This window comes from Streptomyces sp. NPDC050534, assembly GCF_044457745.1.
GTDB lineage: Bacteria > Actinomycetota > Actinomycetes > Streptomycetales > Streptomycetaceae > Streptomyces.
This window is the reverse complement of sequence record NZ_JBITHF010000005.1, coordinates 251,432-269,410: the sequence shown is the minus strand read 5'-3', so window position 1 is coordinate 269,410 and position 17,979 is coordinate 251,432. Positions and strand designations below refer to the sequence as shown.

Genomic DNA, 17,979 nt, shown 5'->3' with positions numbered 1-17,979 from the left:
AAGCGGATCATATGGGGAACGTTCGGTCCGTGGGGCTCGTCCGGTCGATGGGTGTCTTCTGGCCGATGAGTCTCGGCCCCTCGGTTGATGTCGATGGTGATGTGGACGGGTCGGCCGCCTGCGGGAGATCGGTCGGGCGTGGGCGGGTGGCCGCGGTGCCGCCTGCCAGCAGTACGTCGGCGATACGGTCGCTCGCGCGGCCGTCCCACAACTCCGGCCGGCGCGGCGCGGGCGGAGTGTCCAGCACCCGGTTCACGGTGGCCACGATGCGCTCGGGGTTCCGGCCGGCCAGCACGTTGGTGCCCTGCTCGACGGTGATGGGGCGCTCGGTGTTGTCGCGAAGGGTCACGCAGGGCACGCCCAGCGCGGTGGTCTCCTCCTGCACGCCGCCGGAGTCGGTGAGCACGACGCGGGCTGCGTCCTGCAGGGCGATGAAGTCCAGGTATCCGGCGGGCGGCACGAGTTGGATGCCTCCGGGGACGCCGATGTCCGCCAGCTTCCCGGCCGCCCGGGGGTGCACGGGCAGCACGAGCGGACAGCTTCCGGCGATCTCACCGAGCGCCTTCAGCAGCCCGGCGAGGACCTCGGGGTCGTCGACGTTGGCGGGACGGTGCAGGGTGACCAGGCCGAAGTCGCCCTTGGACAGGCCGTATCGGCCGAGGACGTCCGAGGTGCGGGCCCGTTCCAGGTTGGCCAGCAGCGTGTCGATCATGACGTTGCCGACGAGGTGGACCTGGTCCTCCCGGTAGCCCTCCGCGCGCAGGTTGTCCACGGCATCGGGGGAGGGGGCCAGCAGATAGTCGGCGACGCGGTCGGTGGCGACCCGGTTGATCTCCTCCGGCATGCTCCAGTCGCGGCTGCGCAGGCCGGCCTCGACATGGGCGAGCAGCGGTCCGGCCTTGGCGGTGACCAGGGCGCAGGCCAGCGTGGAGTTGATGTCGCCCACCACGACGACGATGTCCGGGGCCACCTCGTCCAGGAGCGGCTCGAACGCGGTCATCACGCGTCCGGTCTGCTCGGCGTGGCTGCCGGAGCCGACCCCGAGGTAGCGGTCGGGCGGGCGGATGCCGAGGTCGGCGAAGAACACGTCGTTCATGGCCGGGTCGTAGTGCTGGCCGGTGTGGACGAGGAGGATCTCGGCGCCCCGGGCCTCCAGGGCGTCCATCACCGGTTTGATCTTCATGTAGTTGGGGCGTGCGCCGGCGACGCAGACGATGCGCGGCATGGGTCAGAGCACCTCGATCGTGGGCCCGGCCGGGAGCCGCCGGCGGCAGTCCAGGACGAAGGGCGCGTGTTCGGCGACGAGTTCGTAGTCGAATCCGTCGTGGTCGGTGAGCAGGACCACCACGTCGGCGTCCGCCAGCTCCTGCGGCGTCGGTTCGACCCGCACCAGCCGGGTGTCCATGGGCAGGCTCTCGACCACGTGCGGGTCGGCGGCCCTGACCTGGGCGCCCATGTCGAGCAGCAGTTGGGAGATGCGCAGGGCGGGCGACTCGCGGGCGTCGCCGGTGTTCTTCTTGTACGCCAGGCCGAGCAGCAGGATGCGCGAGCCGTTCACGGAGCGGCGTCTGGCGTTGAACAGGTCCGTGATACGGCGCGTGACGTACTCGGGCATGTGGTTGTTGATGTCGTTGGCCAGCTCCACGAAGCGGAAGCTCTGGCCGAGTTCGCGCTGCACGCGCCAGGACAGGTACGAGGGGTCGATCGGCAGGCAGTGGCCGCCGACGCCCGGTCCGGGCGTGAACTTCATGAACCCGAAGGGCTTGGTGGAGGCCGCGTCGATGGCCTGCCAGATGTCGATGTCCAGGTGGTGGGCGAACATCGCGACCTCGTTGACCAGCGCGATGTTCACGTGCCGGAAGGTGTTCTCCAGCAGCTTGGCCAGCTCGGCCTCCTTGGGCGAGCCCACCGGCACCGTGGTGTCGACGAGTTGGCCGTAGAAGTCCTCAACTGCCTTCAGTGAAGCCTCGCTGACGCCGGAGACGACCTTCGGGGTCTCCTTGAAGCCCCATACGGCGTTGCCGGGGTCGATCCGCTCGGGGCTGTAGCCGAGGTGGAAGTCGGTCCCGGCGGTCAGGCCCGAGCCCTCCTCCAGGATCGGGCCGAACATCTCCTGGGTGGTGCCGGGGTAGGTGGTCGACTCGAGGATGACCGTGGCCCCGGGGCGGAGGTAGCGGCCGAGCGTGACGGCCGATTCCCTGATGTAGCGGAGGTCGGGCGTGCCCTCGTGCAGCGGGGTCGGCACGGTCACCACCGCGACGTCGAAGCCGCCGCAGTCGCGGGCCGCATCGCTCGCCCGGTAGGTGCCGTGGTCCAAGGCCGCCCGGATCCGCTCGGAGGAGACGTCCTCGACGAAGGACTCGCCGGCGGCGAGGCTCTTGATCCTTCGGGTGTCGACGTCGTAGCCGATCACCTCGTGTCCGACCTCGGCGGCTCTGATGGCCAGCGGGAGGCCCACATAACCCTGTCCCACGACGACGACGCGCATCAGTGACTCCTGTTCGCGGGAGCTGCCGACGGGGTGAGCCGGAAGAGCTCGCGCGCCGTCATGAGGAGGAAGGAGGCGTTGGTGGTGAGGTAGCGCCGGCCCAGCCGGCGCGGCTCCTGGACCGCGCGGTAGAGCCACTCCATGCCCCACCGCTGCCAGGAGGCGGGGGCCCGCTTGGTGACCCCGGCCAGGATGTCGAAGGAGCCCCCGACGCCGTGCACCACGCGGGCGCCGGTGCGGGTGCCGTAGGCGGCGGTGAAGATCTCCTTCTTCGGCGAGGTCATGCCAAGGAAGAGCATGTGAGCGCCACTTCGGGCGATGCCGTCGGCGATCTCCTGCTGTTCGGAGTCGTCGAAGTAGCCGTTGCGGCTGCCGGCCACCTTCAGGCCGGGGAAGCGGTCGGCCACCTTCAGCAGCATCTGGTCCAGCACCTCCTGCTTGGCGCCGAGGAAGTACACGGGGATGCCCGTGGTCTCCGCCTCGGCCAGCAGGCGCAGGAACAGGTCGATGCCGGCCACGCGTTCGGGCAGCGGGGCGCGCAGGATCCGGCCGGCCCACACCACGGCCTGTCCGTCGGCGAGCACCAGGTCGCAGCCGGAGACGGCCTTGGCGAGCCGGTCGTCGCGCCGCATGTTCACCAGCTTCGCGGCGTTGACCACGCCGATCTCCAACTGGTGGCCGTCGCGCACCGCTTCGAGGCAGCGCTCGACGGTCTGGTCCATGGTCAGGGGGTCCAGCTCGACCCCGAACAGTTGCTGACGCTGCGTCATATCCGGCCCCCCTGCCAGGCGTGGAGCATCCAGCCGAACTCGTACGGACGGCATTCGCGGTCCACGGACAGGGGGCGGTACATCCGGTCCAGCGACTTCAGCCGCAGGCCGGGCGCGACGCGGGTGGACAGGCCCCGGGCGGCGCGTACGGCCTTCTTCGGGTCGCCCCGGTAGACCTTGCGCCAGGTGGCGCCGAGCTCGTCGAGGATCATCGGCTCCCGGTGCTCCGAGCCCGCCAGTTCGGGTACGTCCGTCATCCAGCGCAGGCCCTTGCGGATCGCCGCACCGAAGTCGGTGCCGCCCGCGTCCGCGAGGTCGAACAGGGCGGTCGGTGCCATCGCGTGCTGGTGGACGCTGTAGACGGGGTAGCCCTCTACCACGCCGCCGGTGCGCGCGTCGTAGTGCCACCACCACTGCCCGCCCTCGCCCTGCAGTTCGCAGATGCGCGCCGCACAGGCATCGGAGGCCGCCAGTGCCTCCGCGTCGCCGGCGCCGGCGCTCGCGTGGGCGCGGGCCAGGGCCTGCAGCGGGTAGGTCTGGTCGGCGAAGCAGCTGATGTGCGCCCGGTACCAGGGCACCAGGCCGGGTCCGGTGGCGTGCGGGAACAGCGGGCTGTCACCGATACGGGCGCGCAGCAGGCGGTCCCGGGCCGCGGTGAAGCGTTCCTCCACGTCGACCGCTTCACGGGCGGCCGCGAGGGCGGACAGCACCCACGCCGCCTCGACGGTGTACTGCGGCCGGCCCTCCTCGTCCAGCGCGTAGACCCGCGCGAGGGCGTCGGAGAGTTTGGGATGGTCGGTCTCGGCGGCGGCCCAGGCGATGAGTGCCGCGTCGCCGAGGTTGGTCACCGCGGGCAGCGACTCGACCAGCAGGCCCGCGAACTCCTGGGCCGTACGCCCGCCGAGCACCGCACGCTGGCGCTCCTCCGGCAGGAAGCGGACCCCGAGCGCGGTGATGGCCCCGTAGCGGGTGCTGGCCCCGCGCCGTTCCAGGGTCCAGGAACCGTCGGGGGCCTGCTGTCCGGCCATGGTGAAGACGAAGGCCTCACTGCCGGGCAGCAGCATCGATGGAAGCCCCGACTCCGCGACCTTGAGGAGTCGTTGGGCGAGCGCGAGCAGCGGCGGTTCCTCATGGCCGAGTGCCGCCAGACGTGTGGTGGTCATCTTTGGGACACACCAACCCCCCTGGGTCCTGTGAACAGACTTGGTGAGCGCCGCAGAGTGGATGGTCACGCGGCGTAAGGCAGACGTCGGACGTCGCAGCCGTCAGGCGTCAGACGTCGGGCATCGGAGCGTGGTCGCTCCCGATTTCAGACACAGGTGTCCCCACCCCTGTAACCCCCCCTGGGCACTTCGGGTTCGTGTGCTCATTGTGCTTGCTCTGCACACTTCACACACATGTTATGCCGGGAGATGTTCGAAGATTTGCGGTTTGGGGGAAACGGGAAGCTACGCGCGTTCGACGAGTTGGGTGTCCTTCTCGTCGTACAGCGCGCCGGTCTCGGGACACTCCCACACCCCCGGCTCGCCCTCGCGCTCGGTCAGTCGTACGCCGGCCCGGCCGACCCAGCCGATGCGGCGCGCCGGAACACCGGCCACCAGGGCGAAGTCGGGCACGTCCCGGGTCACCACGGCGCCCGCGGCGACGAGCGCCCAGCGGCCGATGTGCACCGGCGCCACGCACACCGAACGGGCCCCCACCGAGGCCCCTTCGGCCACGACGACGGCCACGGCCTCCCAGTCGCCCCCGCGCTTCAACTTGCCCCGCGGGTCCACCGAGCGCGGGAAGTAGTCGTTGGTGAAGACCGCCGCGGGGCCGACGAACACGCCGTCCTCCAGGACCGCGGGCTCGTAGACCAGCGCGTAGTTCTGCAGCTTGACGTTGTCGCCGATGCGGACGCCGGGGCCGACATAGGCGCCCCGGCCCACGATGCATCCGCTGCCCAGCTGGGCGTCCTCCCGGACCTGGGCCAGATCCCAGATCGTCGTGCCGTCACCGATCGTGGCCGTCTCGTCGACCTGGGCGGTCGGCTGGATCCTCGAGGTCACCGGGCTGAACCTTTCTTCTCGTCGAGCAGTGCGGGAAACGCCGCCTCGAGCGCCTCGCGCCACGGACGGATGGGGTCGATCCCGGCCCGGCGCCAGCCGTCGTGGCCCAGGACGCTGTACGCGGGGCGGGGTGCGGGCCGTACGAAGGCGGCGCTGGTGGTCGGCCGGACGCGGTCGGGGTCCGCGCCGAGCAGCCGGAAGACCTCGCGCGCCAGGCCGAACCAGGTGGTCTCGCCACCGCTGGTGCCGTGGTAGACGCCGGCGGGCGCGGTCCCGGCGAGGGCGGCCTGTCCGAGCCGCACCAGCCGGTCGGCGAGGTCCACCGTCCAAGTGGGCTGTCCGCGTTGGTCGTCGACCACGTCGAGGGTGTCCTTGACGGACTGGAGCCTGATCATCGTGTCGACGAAGTTCCCGCCGCCCGCCCCGTACAGCCAGGCCGTCCGCACCACATACCCCGCGTCGGGGAGCGCGGCCAACACCGCCTGTTCTCCCGCGAGTTTGGTACGGCCGTACGCGCTGCGCGGCGCGGTCGGGGCGTCCTCGGGGTACGGACCGGTGCCGTCGCCCGCGAAGACGTAGTCCGTCGAGACGTGGACGAGCGCGGCGCCGGCCTTGGCGCACGCCTCGGCCAGGTGCCGTGGCCCGTCGCCGTTGACGCGCAGGGCGTCCGCCTCGCGCGCCTCGGCGTCGTCGACTGCCGTCCAGGCGGCACAGTTGACCACGATCCGGGGCCGGTGCGCCGCGATCACGTCGTGCACCATGTCGGCGTCCGTGATGTCGAGGCCCGCCCGGTCCAGACCGGCGGGCGTCTCGCCGTCCCGGCGCAGCCGCGCCATGACGTCCTGCCCGAGCATGCCGGTGGCGCCGGTGATCAGCCAGGTGGTGGTCGAGGAGGTCATGGTGTCCGCTCGTCGTCGAAAGGGGGCCGGGGTGGCGGCACTTGGGCACTTTGCGGTGCGGTCCTTACAGGGGCGCCGCTCACTGGAGACCGCTCACAGGGCGGCGATCACAGGGCCGCGCGCTTCTTGAGCGGTTCCCACCAGGCTCGGTTCTCGCGGTACCAACTGACCGTCTCCGCCAGGCCGGTGGCGAAGTCCTTGCGCGGCTCGTAGCCCAGCTCATCACGCGCCTTACGGCAGTCCACCGAGTAGCGGCGGTCGTGGCCCTTGCGGTCGGCGACGTACTCGACGCCGGTGTCCCACTCCGCGCCGCAGGCCTCCAGCAGCAGGGCGGTCAGCTCCTTGTTGGTCAACTCCGTTCCGCCGCCGATGTTGTAGACCTCGCCTGCCCGGCCGTTGGTGCGCACCAGCTCGATGCCCTGGACGTGGTCGTCGATGTGCAGCCAGTCGCGGACGTTGCCGCCGTCGCCGTAGAGCGGGACCTTCTTGCAGTCCAGCAGGTTGGTGATGAACAGCGGGATGACCTTCTCGGGGAACTGGTGGTGCCCGTAGTTGTTGGAGCAGCGGGTCACCCGCACGTCGAGGCCGTGGGTGCGGTGCTGGGCGAGGGCGATCAGGTCGCTGGACGCCTTGGAGGCGGCGTACGGGGAGTTGGGGCTCAGCGGGTCGGTCTCCGGCCAGGAGCCGGTGTCGATGGAGCCGTACACCTCGTCGGTGGAGACGTGCACGAAGCGGCCCACCCGGTGGCGCAGGGCCGCGTCCAGCAGGGTCTGGGTGCCCAGGACGTTGGTGCGGATGAAGTCGGTGGCGCCCAAAATGGAGCGGTCCACGTGCGACTCGGCGGCGAAGTGGACGACCTCGTCGTGCTCTGCCAGGAGTTCGTCGACGAGCTCGCCGTCGCAGATGTCACCCTTGACGAAGGTGAGTTGGGGGTGGTCGCGCACCTCGTCGAGATTGGCCGGATTGCCCGCGTAGGTGAGCGCGTCCAGCACCGTGACCGCCACCTCGCCCGGCCCGGCGGGGCCGAGCAGCGTGCGGACGTAGTGCGAGCCGATGAAGCCGGCGCCGCCGGTCACCAGGATTCTGGTCGTCATGATGAGATCTGCACCTTGCTGTGGTCGCCGAGGATGAAACGGTGGGCCGCGGGCCGGCGAGGCGCGGGAGTCACCTCGACGTTGCGGCCGATGAGGGAGGCCTCCACGCGGCGCACGCCGCTGACCGAGGAGTCGCGCAGCACGATCGAGTACTCGATCTCGCTGTCCTCGATCCGGCAGTCGCCGGCGATCGAGGTGTACGGGCCGATGTAGGAGTCGGCGATCACCGTGTTCGCGCCGATCACCGCCGGACCCACGATACGGCTGCCGGTCACCTTCGCCCCGGCCTCGATGCGCACCCGGCCGATGAGCTCGCTGGCGTCGTCGACCGTTCCCTCGACCCTGCCCTCCAGGGTCTCCAGTACCGAGCGGTTGACCTCCAGCATGTCGGTGACGTTGCCGGTGTCCTTCCAGTACCCGGAGATCGTCGTGGACCGCACGTCACGGCCCGCGTCGATCATCCACTGGATGGCGTGGGTGATCTCCAACTCTCCGCGCCAGGACGGCTTGATCGCGCGTACGGCCTCGTGCACGGCCGGGGTGAACAGATACACCCCCACCAGAGCCATGTCGCTCTTGGGATGCTCGGGCTTCTCCTCCAGGCCGACCACGCGTCCGTCCGCGTCGAGTTCGGCCACGCCGAAGGCGGTCGGGTTCGCGACCTGGGTCAACAGGATCTGCGCGTCGGGGCGTTCGGCACGGAAGGCCGCCACCAGGTCCTTGATGCCGCCGACGACGAAGTTGTCGCCGAGGTACATCACGAAGTCGTCCTCGCCCAGGAACTTCCGGGCGATCAGCACCGCGTGGGCCAGTCCCAGCGGCTGGTCCTGCGGGATGTAGGTGACGTCCAGGCCGAACGCGGAGCCGTCGCCGACCGCTTCGCGGATCTCCTCGGCGGTGTCCCCGACGATGATCCCGACCTCGGTGACACCGGCCTCCGCGATCGCCTCCAGACCGTAAAAGAGCACCGGCTTGTTCGCCACCGGTACGAGTTGTTTCGCCGATGTATGCGTTATGGGGCGCAATCGGGTACCTGAGCCACCGGACAACAGAAGTGCCTTCACGAGATCACCATACTTTCGCCCTGCTGGCCGACGAAAGGATTCCGCATATGTGGGGCGGGTCTCCGCCACGTGGGGCAGCTGGGGCCTATCGGGTGTATCGGGAGGAACCGGCGACCGTTCTTGGTCACAACGGGCGCCTGTCATTTCTCGCCCCGACGCTGTGGAAACTGGATCGACGCCTTCGGCGAGCGCTGGCACAGTGGCGCACCATGAGTGACTCCGAGCTCGTGACCGCGGTGGACGTTCAGCTGATGCAGGGCCTGGCGCAGCGGGTCACGGCCGTCCGTCCCGACCTGGTCAACAGTGACGCTTCGGTCGGGGAGCTGGCCTGGATCTGGGGCAAGGGGCAGGTGAGCGACGGCGGCAGTTGGCGGCGTCGACTGTGGTTCGCCGGGGGCGAGTGGGTGGCGTGGGGGTGGGCCACTATGCCGCGGCGGGTGAGGCGGAACGACGGGTCGGTGAAGGACGTCACCGGCGCCTGTCTCGCCTATCAAGTGCATCCCGGCCACGGTGAGCTCGTGGACGAGGTGATCGACTGGTACGACGGCGTGGCGGCCGGTCTCGAGCGCTCGGTGATCGCGCAGGCCGCCGACGAGTTCGCCCTCGAGCGCTGGGCGGCCCACGGCTATGAGACCGACCCGGCATCGCTCGGCGACGCCGGGTCCTGGACACAACTCAACGTACGGGAACTCGACGACGTGGAACGTCCGGTGCTGCCCGACGGCTTCCGCTTCCGCACCGCCGACGAGGCCGGGCCGCGAGCCGCGGTCCAGGCCCATGTGGACGCGTGGGCCCCGTCGCCGTACACGGCCGAGGGCTACGAGGGCGTCCGGCGCACACCGCCGTACCGCGGTGACCTGCACGTCCTGGTGGAGGCGCCGGACGGGACGATGGCCGCGTCGACGATCATGTGGCTCGACGAGGTGAACAGGACCGCCGAGTTCGAGCCGGTCGGAACGCATCCGGACTACCGGCGACGCGGCTTGGGCAGGGCCATGCTGCTGCACGGGATGCACCTGGCACGGGAGGCAGGGGCCCGTCACACGACGGTCGCCTGCCTGGGAGCACCGGGGCATCCGGCGGCGCGCGGGCTGTACTACAGCGTCGGGTTCTGCAGGTTCACGCGAGACGTGCCGCTCGTCAAGAGGGCGGACCGGGGGCGCCAGGGCCCCGCTTGAACTGTCACGGCTCGACATCGAACAGGCGGTGCTGATCCGAGGGGCGGGCCCGGTTCAGGCGGTGGGGTGCTCCTTCGCCGCGCTGACTTCTTCGGTGGCGGCCAGGGAGGCGAGCAGGCGCAGGCCCTCCTCACTGGGCGAGCCGGGTTCGGCGGTGTAGATGGTCATGGTGAGGCCGGGCTCGGCGGCCATGTCCAGCGCCTCGTAGGCAAGCGTGAGGTCGCCGACCGCAGGGTGGCGGAACCGCTTGGTACCGGTCCCGTGCCGGCGGACGTTGTGGGCACCCCAGCGGGCGCGGAAGTCCTTGCTGCGGGTGGACAGTTCGCCGATCAGGTCGTGCAGGTCCTTGTCGTGCGGGTCGCGGCCGGCCTCGCGGCGCAGGATGGCCACAGCCATGTCGCCGAACAGTTCCCAGTCGGGGTAGAACCGGCGTGAGGCCGCGTCGAGGAAGTTGAAGCGGGCCAGGTTCGCCTGGTTGTCGGCGTTGGCGAAGAGGTCGGCGTAGAAGGCGCGGGCGAGCGGGTTGGCGGCGAGGATGTCCATCCGGCCGTTGCACACCACCGCGGGCCCCGCCGTGATCGCGTCCAGGGTCCACTGCAGGCTGCGGTGCGGGGCCCACTGCCGGGTGGCCCGGCGCCGGGGCCGGGTGAGCGCGTCGGAGCCGTCGGCGGCCTGGGCCAGGTGCAGCAGGTGGGCCCGTTCGGCGTCGTCCAGCTGGAGCGCGCGGGCGACGGCTTCGAGGACGGCCGGGGAGACGCCCGCGAGGCTGCCGCGCTCAAGCTTCGCGTAGTACTCCACGCTCATGTCGGCCAGCGCCGCGACCTCGCTCCTGCGCAGCCCCGGCACGCGACGCCGGGATCCGGCGGGCAGCCCGGCCAGCTCCGGGGTGATCTTCGCTCGCCGCGAGGTCAGGAACTCGCGGACCTCCTCGCGGTTGTCCATGTCTTCGACCGTACGGCCTGCACGACGCGAAAGGGATGTACCAGCAGTACACCTCTCACTGGTGACTCGCTGACCGCCGCAACGAGCGGTTACCTGGAGCAGAGGCACTCCCCGGGGCACCGTCCCCGACTCGTTCCTGCCTACGGCTACGGCAGCCGGCGGGCGTTCCCCCGAGCCTCGCCCCTCCAACGAACGTAAGGATTTCCCCGATGCGCGGAGCAGTGATCCACGCCCCCGGCGATGTGCGCTTCGAGACTCTGGACGACCCCAGGATTCTCGAGCCGACGGATGCCATCATCCGCACGGCCGTCACCTGTGTGTGCGGCTCCGACCTGTGGCCGTGGCGCGGCCTGGACTCGACCGAGGCGGCGCACCCGATGGGCCACGAGTACGTCGGCTTCGTGGAGGAGGTCGGCGCCGAGGTCACCGCGGTCAGGCCGGGCCAGTTCGTCGTCGGCTCGTTCGCCACCTCGGACAACACCTGCGCCAACTGCCGCAACGGGTTCCAGTCCAGCTGCCTCAACCGTGAGTTCATGAGCACCTGCCAGGCCGAGTACGTGCGCATCCCCAACGCCCAGGGCACCCTGGTCGCCACCGCCGAGACGCCGGACGAGGAGTTCTGGCCCGGCCTGCTCGCCGTCTCCGACGTGATGGGCACGGGCTGGTGGGCGGCCGACGCCGCCGAGGTGCGACCGGGCTCCACCGCCGTGGTGGTCGGTGACGGAGCGGTCGGGCTGTGCGCGGTGATCGCGGCGAAGGAGATGGGTGCGGAGCGGATCATCGCCATGAGCCGCCACGAGTCCCGGCAGGAGCTGGCCCGGCAGTTCGGCGCCACCGACATCGTCACCGAGCGAGGCGAGGAGGGCGTCGCACGGATCAAGGACCTCACCGGCGGGACCGGAGCCGACTCGGTGCTGGAGTGCGTCGGCACCGCCCAGGCCATGCAGCAGGCCCTGTACTCCGCCCGGCCCGGCGGCAACGTCGGCTTCGTCGGCGTCCCCCACGAGGTCGCGATCGACGGGCAGGAGCTGTTCTTCTCCCACGTCGGCCTGCGCGGTGGCCCGGCTCCGGTGCGCCGCTACCTGCCCGAGCTGATCGACCACGTACTGACCGGGCGGATCGAACCGGGCAAGGTCTTCGATCTCACCCTGCCCCTGGACCAGGTCGCCGAGGGCTACCGGGCCATGGACCAGCGCCGCGCCGTCAAGACGCTCCTCAAACCCTGATACCTCGAGCCGCAGGGCCGGCTCAGCACCGTCCGACGCTCACAGAGAAGGAAAGAAGCACCGTGCAGATCACCCGAAGCTCGATCAACACCGTCAAGGGCCCGGCCGACTGGTTCACCGGCGACGTCTACATCGACGCCGTCGCCGCCGCACCCGAGCCCTCGCGGCTCAGCGCCGCCTTGGTGCACTTCATGCCCGGCGCACGCACCCACTGGCACCGCCACCCGCTGAGCCAGACCGTCTTCGTCACCGAGGGAGTCGGCCTGTGCCGGCGCCGGGGCGGACCGATCGAGGTCATCCGACCCGGTGATCGCGTGCTGTTCGAGGCCGACGAGGAGCACTGGCACGGCGCCGCCCCGAACCGTCTGATGGTGCACCTGGCCATCAACGAGAGCGACGCAGACCACGACGTCGTGCACTGGATGACCCCCGTCACCGACGAGGAGTACGCCGCCGCCCCGGCCACCGGCTGACACCTGACCGAACCCCCACCTGGTGAACGTCGGCGCTGCCCCGGGCCCCTTGCCGTCAACGGGTTCTTCCTCGGCAGCGCCACCATCACCCGACGTGCGGCCGTGTCCGGCGCGAGAGGGCGCACGCCCTCTCGGCCTCGCCACCACCGAGCACGGGCTTCCTGAGCAGGCGGGCCACGCCCAGGTGCGGCCGCCGATGCTGCACCCGTTTCCCTCCCCCTGTCCGATGGGAGCTGTGTGAACACCCCCGTGGTCCCGAGCGTGCCGCGCGAGCGGACGGCCGGCCGTGCCCTGGCCGCCGTTCTCGCGCTGCTGACCGTCTTCGGGCCGATCTCGATGGACCTCTACCTGCCGGCTCTGCCCGCGCTGACCCGCGACCTGCACGCGTCGACGCCGGCCGCGCAGCTCACGGTCACCGCATGTCTGCTCGGCCTGGCGTTCGGCCAGGTGGTCGCCGGGCCGCTGTCGGACCGGTTCGGCCGACGCCGCCCCATGCTGGCCGGTGCCGTCGCCTACATCGCCACCTCGGTGCTGTGCGCCGTCAGCCCGAGTATCGAGTCACTGGTCGCCGCCCGCTTCGGGCAGGGGCTGGCCGGCGCGGTGGGCATCGTGATCGCCCAGGCCGCCGGTCGCGACCTGTACTCCGGCGGCAAGCTGGTGCGGTACTACGGCCGTCTGACCGTGATCGGCGGATTGGCCGCGATCATCGGGCCGGTCGCCGGCGGGCAGCTCGTCGCCTTCACCGACTGGCGTGGCATTTTCGGCTTCCTCGCTCTGCTCGGCGCCGTGATCCTCCTGGCCTGCTGCACCGTCCTGCGCGAGACCCTGCCGCCGCAGGAGCGCACTGGCGGCGGCCTGGTCCAAGGCGGGCGCGACTTCCGTAGGCTGCTGTCCGACCGGCTCTTCCTCGGTGCCGTCCTGATCACCGGTTTCGTCAACGCGGCCCTGTTCGCCTACCTCAGCGGCGCCACCTACGTCCTTCAAGGCATCTACGGGCTCTCCCCGCAGGGTTACTCGTTCGCGTTCGGGCTGAACTCCGCCGGCTTCATGGCGTTCGGCTTCGTCGCAGGACGGCTGTCGGAGCGGTGGTCGGAAAAGGGCACGCTCGTCCTGGGGCTCGCCATGACCCTGCTCGGCGCGGGCGGACTCCTGGTCACCGCGGCACTGCAGCTGCCGCTCGCGGCGATGTTGCTGTCCCTGCTCACCATGGTCAGCGGCGTGGCCACCACCACCCCGCCTTCCACATCGCTCGCCCTCGCCCACTATCCCGACATCGCTGGTACCGCGTCCTCCCTGCTCGGCATGGCGCGCTTCGCGTTCGGCGGACTGGCCGCCCCGCTCGTCGGACTCGGTGGCGCGAGTACGGCCGTTCCGTTCGGGCTGGTCACCCTCACCTGCGCCGCGCTCGCGGTGGTCGTCCACGCCCTCACCGTTCACCCCCACAACCGGGCGTCGCAGCACACCGTCGCCGACGGGCGGCCCGCCGATCAGATGACGGCCGCCTCCTGAACCGCACTTCGGGCGCCGTCCGGACACCCGTCCCTGCCGCGCGTGCGTTCCTGGCGAGGCGGCGCGGGCGGCATGTGCTGGAACACCGCCCGCACCAGCCGGAGAGGACACATCAGTGCCGGCGGTGTCGACGCAGACGTCGTATCACCCCGGTCGGAGACCCTGCGGTCAACGAACGCGTGGACGGTGCCTGCCGGGCCGAGTACGGGCGTTACTGCGGCCAGGCCGAGCCGATGGCCGCCGAGCGGGCCCGTGCCACCACGCTCCGTCTGACCCCCCGGCCCTGAACACACCCGCTACGGCCGCCCGCCAGGCATCTGCCCGACGGACACCCCGGCCCGAGACACCGCTGCCGCCAACTCGGCCAGATGACGCAGCGAGTTGATCAGATGCTCCGGACCGAACGGCGGGAACTGGATGTACTCCCGCCTGAACCCCGGCACCGCCGACCAGTCGTACGTCAGCGTCACCCCGGTCTGGGTCGGGCCGAGGGGAGTGAGGTCGTAGCGCCAGAGCCAGCCGCCGAGCTCCAGGCCGCCGTCCTGCTTCTCCGTTCCCGTGAGCCAGCCGATGGCGTGCGGTGGGTCGAGGAGCTGGACCTGGTTGGCGGTCCGGTAATGACCGTCCGGATGGTCGGGGTGGTACATGTCCATCCGGAAGACCTGACCCACCTGGGTCAGCGGCGCGCGGTCGGCGGCCTCCGAGACCCAGCCGGTGCCGTCGATCGCGGCATGGGTCGTCGGGTCCGCCAGGACCGCGAAGACCCGGGCGGCGGGCACGGCGACGGTCAGGGTGGCGCTCACGCTCTCCTGGTCCACGGGGTTCACGCTCCTCTTCCTCCAAAGGTTCCCACCATGCAGACGGCCCGGGGACGCGGAACTCATCGGACGCAAGGCGATCGGCGGACTACTCCTTGACCGCCCCCGCGTTCGCGCCCTGGACGAAGTAGCGCTGGAAGCAGAAGAACAGGGCGGCGACGGGCAGGGTGGCCAGGAGGGCCGCGGCCAGTTTCAGGGGGTACTGGGTGCCGCCGCCCAGGCCGCCGGAGACGAGGCGGGCGAGGCCGGTGGTGAGGGTCTCGTACTGGCTGGACTGGGTGGCCACGAGGAAGTGGGTGAACTCGTTCCAGGAGCCCTGGAAGGAAAGCACGGTGAGGGTGAGCAGGGCGGGGCGGGCCATGGGCAGGACCACCGACCAGAAGATGCGGAAGACGCCGGCGCCGTCGACGCGGGCGGCCTCCTCCACCTCGCGCGGGATGGACTCGAAGAACTGCTTCATGATGAAGATGCCCGCGGCGTCGACCATCAGCGGAAGGATCATGCCGGTGTAGGTGTCGAAGAGGCCGAAGGTGTTCAGGACCAGGAACTTGGGGATCAGCAGGGCCACGCCGGGCACCGCCATCACCGCGAGGACGAAGCCGAACAGCAGGCCGCGGCCGCGGAAGCGGAGGCGGGCCAGGGCGTACCCGGCCATCGAGTCGAACAGCACACGTCCCGCGGTCACGACGAAGGCGACGAAGGCGGAGTTGCCCAGCCAGCGCAGGAACGGCACTCCGTCGCCGGCCCGGCTGAGCCCGAACAGGCGCTGATAGGCGGCGGTCGTGGGCGTCGTGGGGAGCAGGCCGAGGGGGTGGGCGGCCGCGTCGGGGTCCGTCTTGAAGCCGGTGACCAGCTGGAGCACGAACGGCAGGACGTAGAGCAGACCGAGTGCGACCACGGCCGTGTAGCCGAGGACGCGCAGCGGCGGGGGGAAGCGGCCGAGCACGGGGCGGCCCGGCGTCCGGGCGGCCGAGGACTGGGTGCTCATCGGTTCCTCCGGAGGCGGGGCGTGCGTTCGCGCAGCGCGAGGCGCTGCAGGGCGGTCATGGTGAGGATCAGGGCGAGCAGGATGAAGGCGATGGCCGCGCCCTGGCCGTAGTCGGCGTCGCCGAAGGCGCTGCTGTACGACAGGAACGCCGGGGTGAGGGTCGTGTTGCCCGGGGCGCCCTGGCTCATGACGTACACCTGGTCGAAGACCTGCCAGGTGGAGATCAGGCCGAGGGTGAGGACCAGGAAGAGGACGGGCCGCAGGGCCGGCAGGGTCACGTGGCGCAGCAGCTGGCGGCGGTTGACGCCCTCGATGGCGGCCGCTTCCTCCAGTTCGCGGGGGATGTCCTGGAGCGCCGCGAGGAAGATCAGCATGAAGGTGCCGGAGGTCGTCCAGACGGCCAGCAGGATGATCGTGCACATCGCGACGGACGGCCCGGACAGCCACTCGAACCAGGACAGTCCCATGAAGGAGTGGTCGGCGAGCGCACCGGTGGGGTGGCCGGTGTCGACCAGGCCCAGGCCGCCGAGGAGGAGGGACAGCACACCGCGGGGGTCGTTGAACCAGTTCGGGCCCTTCACCCCGATCCACGACAGCATGGTGTTGACGGCGCCGCTGCCCTGGAACAGGAAGAGGAAGATCGTGGAGACGGCGATGGAGCTGGTGACGGACGGGAAGAAGAACGCGGTGCGCAGGGCGCCCCGGCCGCGCAGCATCCGCTGGTTGACGACGATGGCCAGGGTCAGGGCCAGGACCGTCTGCAGGGGCACGGTCAGCAGCACGTAGTAGAGGTTGTTGCGCAGGGCGGTCGCGAAGAGGGTCCGGTCGAGGCCGTCCTGGGTGAGCAGGGCCCGGTAGTTGTCGAGCCCGACGAACTTCGCCTGCCCGGTGAACGGGTTGGACTGCCCGTCCCAGTGCAGCAGGCTCACCCACAGGGCCATCAGGATCGGCAGGACCAGGAACAGGCCGAGCACGATCACCATCGGGCTGACGAAGAGCCAGCCCCAGCGGCCTTCGGCGCGACGCCCCGCGCGCGAGGGGGACTTGGGGCGGGGCGTCGCGTCCGGGCCGGCCTGGCCGGGCGTGTCAGGTGAGCCAGGCAGGCCGACCGTCCGTGCGGCGTCGCCGCGCACCGCGCCGCCGGACGTCGTACGGGTCGTGTCATGGGGTGGCATGGCGGCCTATTCGCCCTTCGCGAGGGCCGCTTCGCCGTTGCGCTGGAGGTCGGCGAGGATCTTCTTGGGGTCGGTGCTGCCCAGCGCGGCGAGGTCGGTGTTGAACTGGGCGAGGACCTTGTCGAAGCCGGCCACGGTCACCGGGCCCTGCGCGTAGGAGTTGGCGTCGACCCAGGCCTTGGCGGAGGGGTTCTTCTTCGCGTACTCGGCGAGGGCGCTGGTGCGCGAGGGCATCACCCCGAACGCGTCGGCGTTCTTGACCTGTTGGGCGCTGGTGGTGAGGTGCTCGACCAGGTCGACGGCCGCCTTCTGGTGGGCGCTGTCCTTGGCCACGCCCCAGCACTGGCTGAAGGCGAGGGTGCCCTTGCCGGCCGGACCGGCGGGCAGCGGGACGGCCGCGTACTTCACGTTCGGATAGTCGGCTTGCATGCCGCCGGTGAGCCAGTTGCCCTCGATGGTCATGGCGGCCTTGCCCTTGCCGAGGGCCTCGCCGCCCCAGTTGGTGTCGACCTGGGTGGCGTACTTCATCGCGCCGGACTTCAGCAACGACCTTACGTAGGTGAGGGCTTGGGCGTTCTGCGTGCTGTCGGCGGTCATCTTCGTCTGGTCGCCGTTGGTGATCCAGCCGCCGGCTTCCTTCATGAAGACGCCGACGCGCGCGTACTCGCCGTTGACGACCAGGCCGGTGACTTTGCCCTTCGTCAACTTGGCGGCCACCGCCTTGAGTTGGGCCCACGTGGTCGGGTAGTCGGCGGTGGTGAGACCGGCCTTCTTCCACAGGTCCGTGTTGATCGCCAGGGCGAGGGTGGAGGTGTCCTTGGGCAGACACACCAGCTTGCCGTCGTAGGTGAACGAGCTGCGCAGCTGTGCGGAGAAGTCGCCGGTGTCCTTGACCTGGTCGCCGTAGGGGTACAGGGAGCCCGCCTTGGCGTAGTTGGCGAACTGGTCGGAGTTGACGTAGAAGGCGTCCGGCGGCTTGTGACCGGCGAAGGACTGCGCGAGCTGCTGGTTGATGTCCTTGGCGACGTCCACGGTCACCGTGTTGCCGGACTGCTTGGCCCAGGCGGTCGCCGCCTCCTTCACCGCCTTGGTCTCGGCGTCGCCCGAGGAGGCTATGAGGACGGTCAAGTGCTGCTTGTCATGGGAGTCTTGGGCCGTCTTCTGGTCGCCGCCGAAGCTGGACGAGCAGCCGGTGGCGGTCAGGAGCGCCGTGGCGGTGACGAGTGCGGCGGCGGCCGTGCGGTGGGCCATGGAGATCCTCCGGGGTGCGGGGGTGCGATACGTGCGGCTCCACCCGGGCGGCGCGG

The 17,979-nt window shown here is 70.5% G+C and carries 17 protein-coding genes; 4 read left to right on the top strand and 13 right to left on the bottom strand.

The genetic code is table 11. The features are described from left to right. Window positions 1-7: 7 nt before the first annotated feature. From wecB to ACIBN2_RS18460, 8 genes are all read right to left on the bottom strand, one after another. Window positions 8-1,225 (bottom strand): non-hydrolyzing UDP-N-acetylglucosamine 2-epimerase, encoded by a 1,218-nt coding sequence (gene wecB, locus ACIBN2_RS18495; protein WP_399135520.1) that lies wholly within the window; start codon window positions 1,223-1,225, stop codon window positions 8-10. 3 nt (window positions 1,226-1,228) lie between these two features. Next, window positions 1,229-2,488 (bottom strand): nucleotide sugar dehydrogenase, encoded by a 1,260-nt coding sequence (locus ACIBN2_RS18490; protein WP_399135519.1) that lies wholly within the window; start codon window positions 2,486-2,488, stop codon window positions 1,229-1,231. Then, window positions 2,488-3,258 (bottom strand): WecB/TagA/CpsF family glycosyltransferase, encoded by a 771-nt coding sequence (locus ACIBN2_RS18485; RefSeq protein WP_399135518.1) that lies wholly within the window; start codon window positions 3,256-3,258, stop codon window positions 2,488-2,490. The genes ACIBN2_RS18490 and ACIBN2_RS18485 overlap by 1 nt, the downstream gene beginning before the upstream one ends. Further along, a complete protein-coding gene (locus tag ACIBN2_RS18480) occupies window positions 3,255-4,421 on the bottom strand; it encodes a hypothetical protein (RefSeq protein ID WP_399135517.1) in 1,167 nt (388 codons plus the stop codon). The genes ACIBN2_RS18485 and ACIBN2_RS18480 overlap by 4 nt, the downstream gene beginning before the upstream one ends. 285 nt (window positions 4,422-4,706) lie before the next feature. Further along, window positions 4,707-5,306: an acyltransferase gene (locus ACIBN2_RS18475; RefSeq protein WP_399135516.1), complete on the bottom strand. Its 600-nt coding sequence runs from the start codon at window positions 5,304-5,306 to the stop codon at window positions 4,707-4,709. After that, window positions 5,303-6,205 carry a dTDP-4-dehydrorhamnose reductase gene (rfbD, locus tag ACIBN2_RS18470; RefSeq protein WP_399135515.1) on the bottom strand — a complete coding sequence of 301 codons (903 nt, stop codon included), beginning with the start codon at window positions 6,203-6,205 and terminating at the stop codon, window positions 5,303-5,305. The genes ACIBN2_RS18475 and rfbD overlap by 4 nt, the downstream gene beginning before the upstream one ends. A gap of 107 nt (window positions 6,206-6,312) precedes the next feature. Next, the gene (gene rfbB / locus ACIBN2_RS18465) at window positions 6,313-7,299 is read right to left on the bottom strand and encodes a dTDP-glucose 4,6-dehydratase (RefSeq protein ID WP_399135514.1); all 987 of its coding nucleotides are present in this window, start codon (window positions 7,297-7,299) and stop codon (window positions 6,313-6,315) included. Then, entirely contained in the window at window positions 7,296-8,363 is a 1,068-nt protein-coding gene (locus ACIBN2_RS18460) for a glucose-1-phosphate thymidylyltransferase (RefSeq protein WP_399135513.1), read from the bottom strand. Before ACIBN2_RS18460 ends, rfbB begins: the two co-directional genes overlap by 4 nt. A 209-nt stretch (window positions 8,364-8,572) precedes the next feature. On the opposite strand from ACIBN2_RS18460, the gene ACIBN2_RS18455 reads away from it, so the two are divergent. Further along, window positions 8,573-9,541, top strand: a complete 969-nt coding sequence (locus tag ACIBN2_RS18455; protein WP_399135512.1) for a GNAT family N-acetyltransferase — start codon at window positions 8,573-8,575, stop codon at window positions 9,539-9,541. A gap of 54 nt (window positions 9,542-9,595) precedes the next feature. On the opposite strand, the gene ACIBN2_RS18450 is transcribed toward ACIBN2_RS18455, so the two are convergent. Next, window positions 9,596-10,483, bottom strand: coding sequence for a helix-turn-helix transcriptional regulator (locus tag ACIBN2_RS18450; RefSeq protein WP_399135511.1), 888 nt, complete (start codon window positions 10,481-10,483; stop codon window positions 9,596-9,598). Window positions 10,484-10,692: 209 nt separating this feature from the next. Between ACIBN2_RS18450 and ACIBN2_RS18445 the strand changes: the two genes are divergently transcribed. The 3 genes from ACIBN2_RS18445 to ACIBN2_RS18435 all read left to right on the top strand — a co-directional run bounded on the left by ACIBN2_RS18445 (window position 10,693) and on the right by ACIBN2_RS18435 (window position 13,691). After that, complete coding sequence (locus ACIBN2_RS18445) at window positions 10,693-11,709, top strand: zinc-dependent alcohol dehydrogenase family protein (protein WP_399135510.1); 1,017 nt, start codon at window positions 10,693-10,695, stop codon at window positions 11,707-11,709. A gap of 62 nt (window positions 11,710-11,771) precedes the next feature. Beyond that, window positions 11,772-12,182, top strand: a complete 411-nt coding sequence (locus ACIBN2_RS18440; protein ID WP_399135509.1) for a cupin domain-containing protein — start codon at window positions 11,772-11,774, stop codon at window positions 12,180-12,182. 237 nt (window positions 12,183-12,419) lie between these two features. Next, the gene (locus ACIBN2_RS18435; RefSeq protein ID WP_399135508.1) at window positions 12,420-13,691 is read left to right on the top strand and encodes a multidrug effflux MFS transporter; all 1,272 of its coding nucleotides are present in this window, start codon (window positions 12,420-12,422) and stop codon (window positions 13,689-13,691) included. Between the two features lie 296 nt (window positions 13,692-13,987). On the opposite strand, the gene ACIBN2_RS18430 is transcribed toward ACIBN2_RS18435, so the two are convergent. The 4 genes from ACIBN2_RS18430 to ACIBN2_RS18415 all read right to left on the bottom strand — a co-directional run bounded on the left by ACIBN2_RS18430 (window position 13,988) and on the right by ACIBN2_RS18415 (window position 17,923). Beyond that, entirely contained in the window at window positions 13,988-14,518 is a 531-nt protein-coding gene (locus ACIBN2_RS18430) for a polyketide cyclase (protein ID WP_399135507.1), read from the bottom strand. Between the two features lie 79 nt (window positions 14,519-14,597). Next, entirely contained in the window at window positions 14,598-15,497 is a 900-nt protein-coding gene (locus ACIBN2_RS18425; protein ID WP_399135506.1) for a carbohydrate ABC transporter permease, read from the bottom strand. Continuing rightward, window positions 15,494-16,672 (bottom strand): carbohydrate ABC transporter permease, encoded by a 1,179-nt coding sequence (locus tag ACIBN2_RS18420; RefSeq protein ID WP_399135505.1) that lies wholly within the window; start codon window positions 16,670-16,672, stop codon window positions 15,494-15,496. Before ACIBN2_RS18420 ends, ACIBN2_RS18425 begins: the two co-directional genes overlap by 4 nt. A gap of 6 nt (window positions 16,673-16,678) precedes the next feature. Beyond that, window positions 16,679-17,923, bottom strand: a complete 1,245-nt coding sequence (locus tag ACIBN2_RS18415) for an extracellular solute-binding protein (RefSeq protein ID WP_399135504.1) — start codon at window positions 17,921-17,923, stop codon at window positions 16,679-16,681. Between the last annotated feature and the right edge of the window lie 56 nt (window positions 17,924-17,979).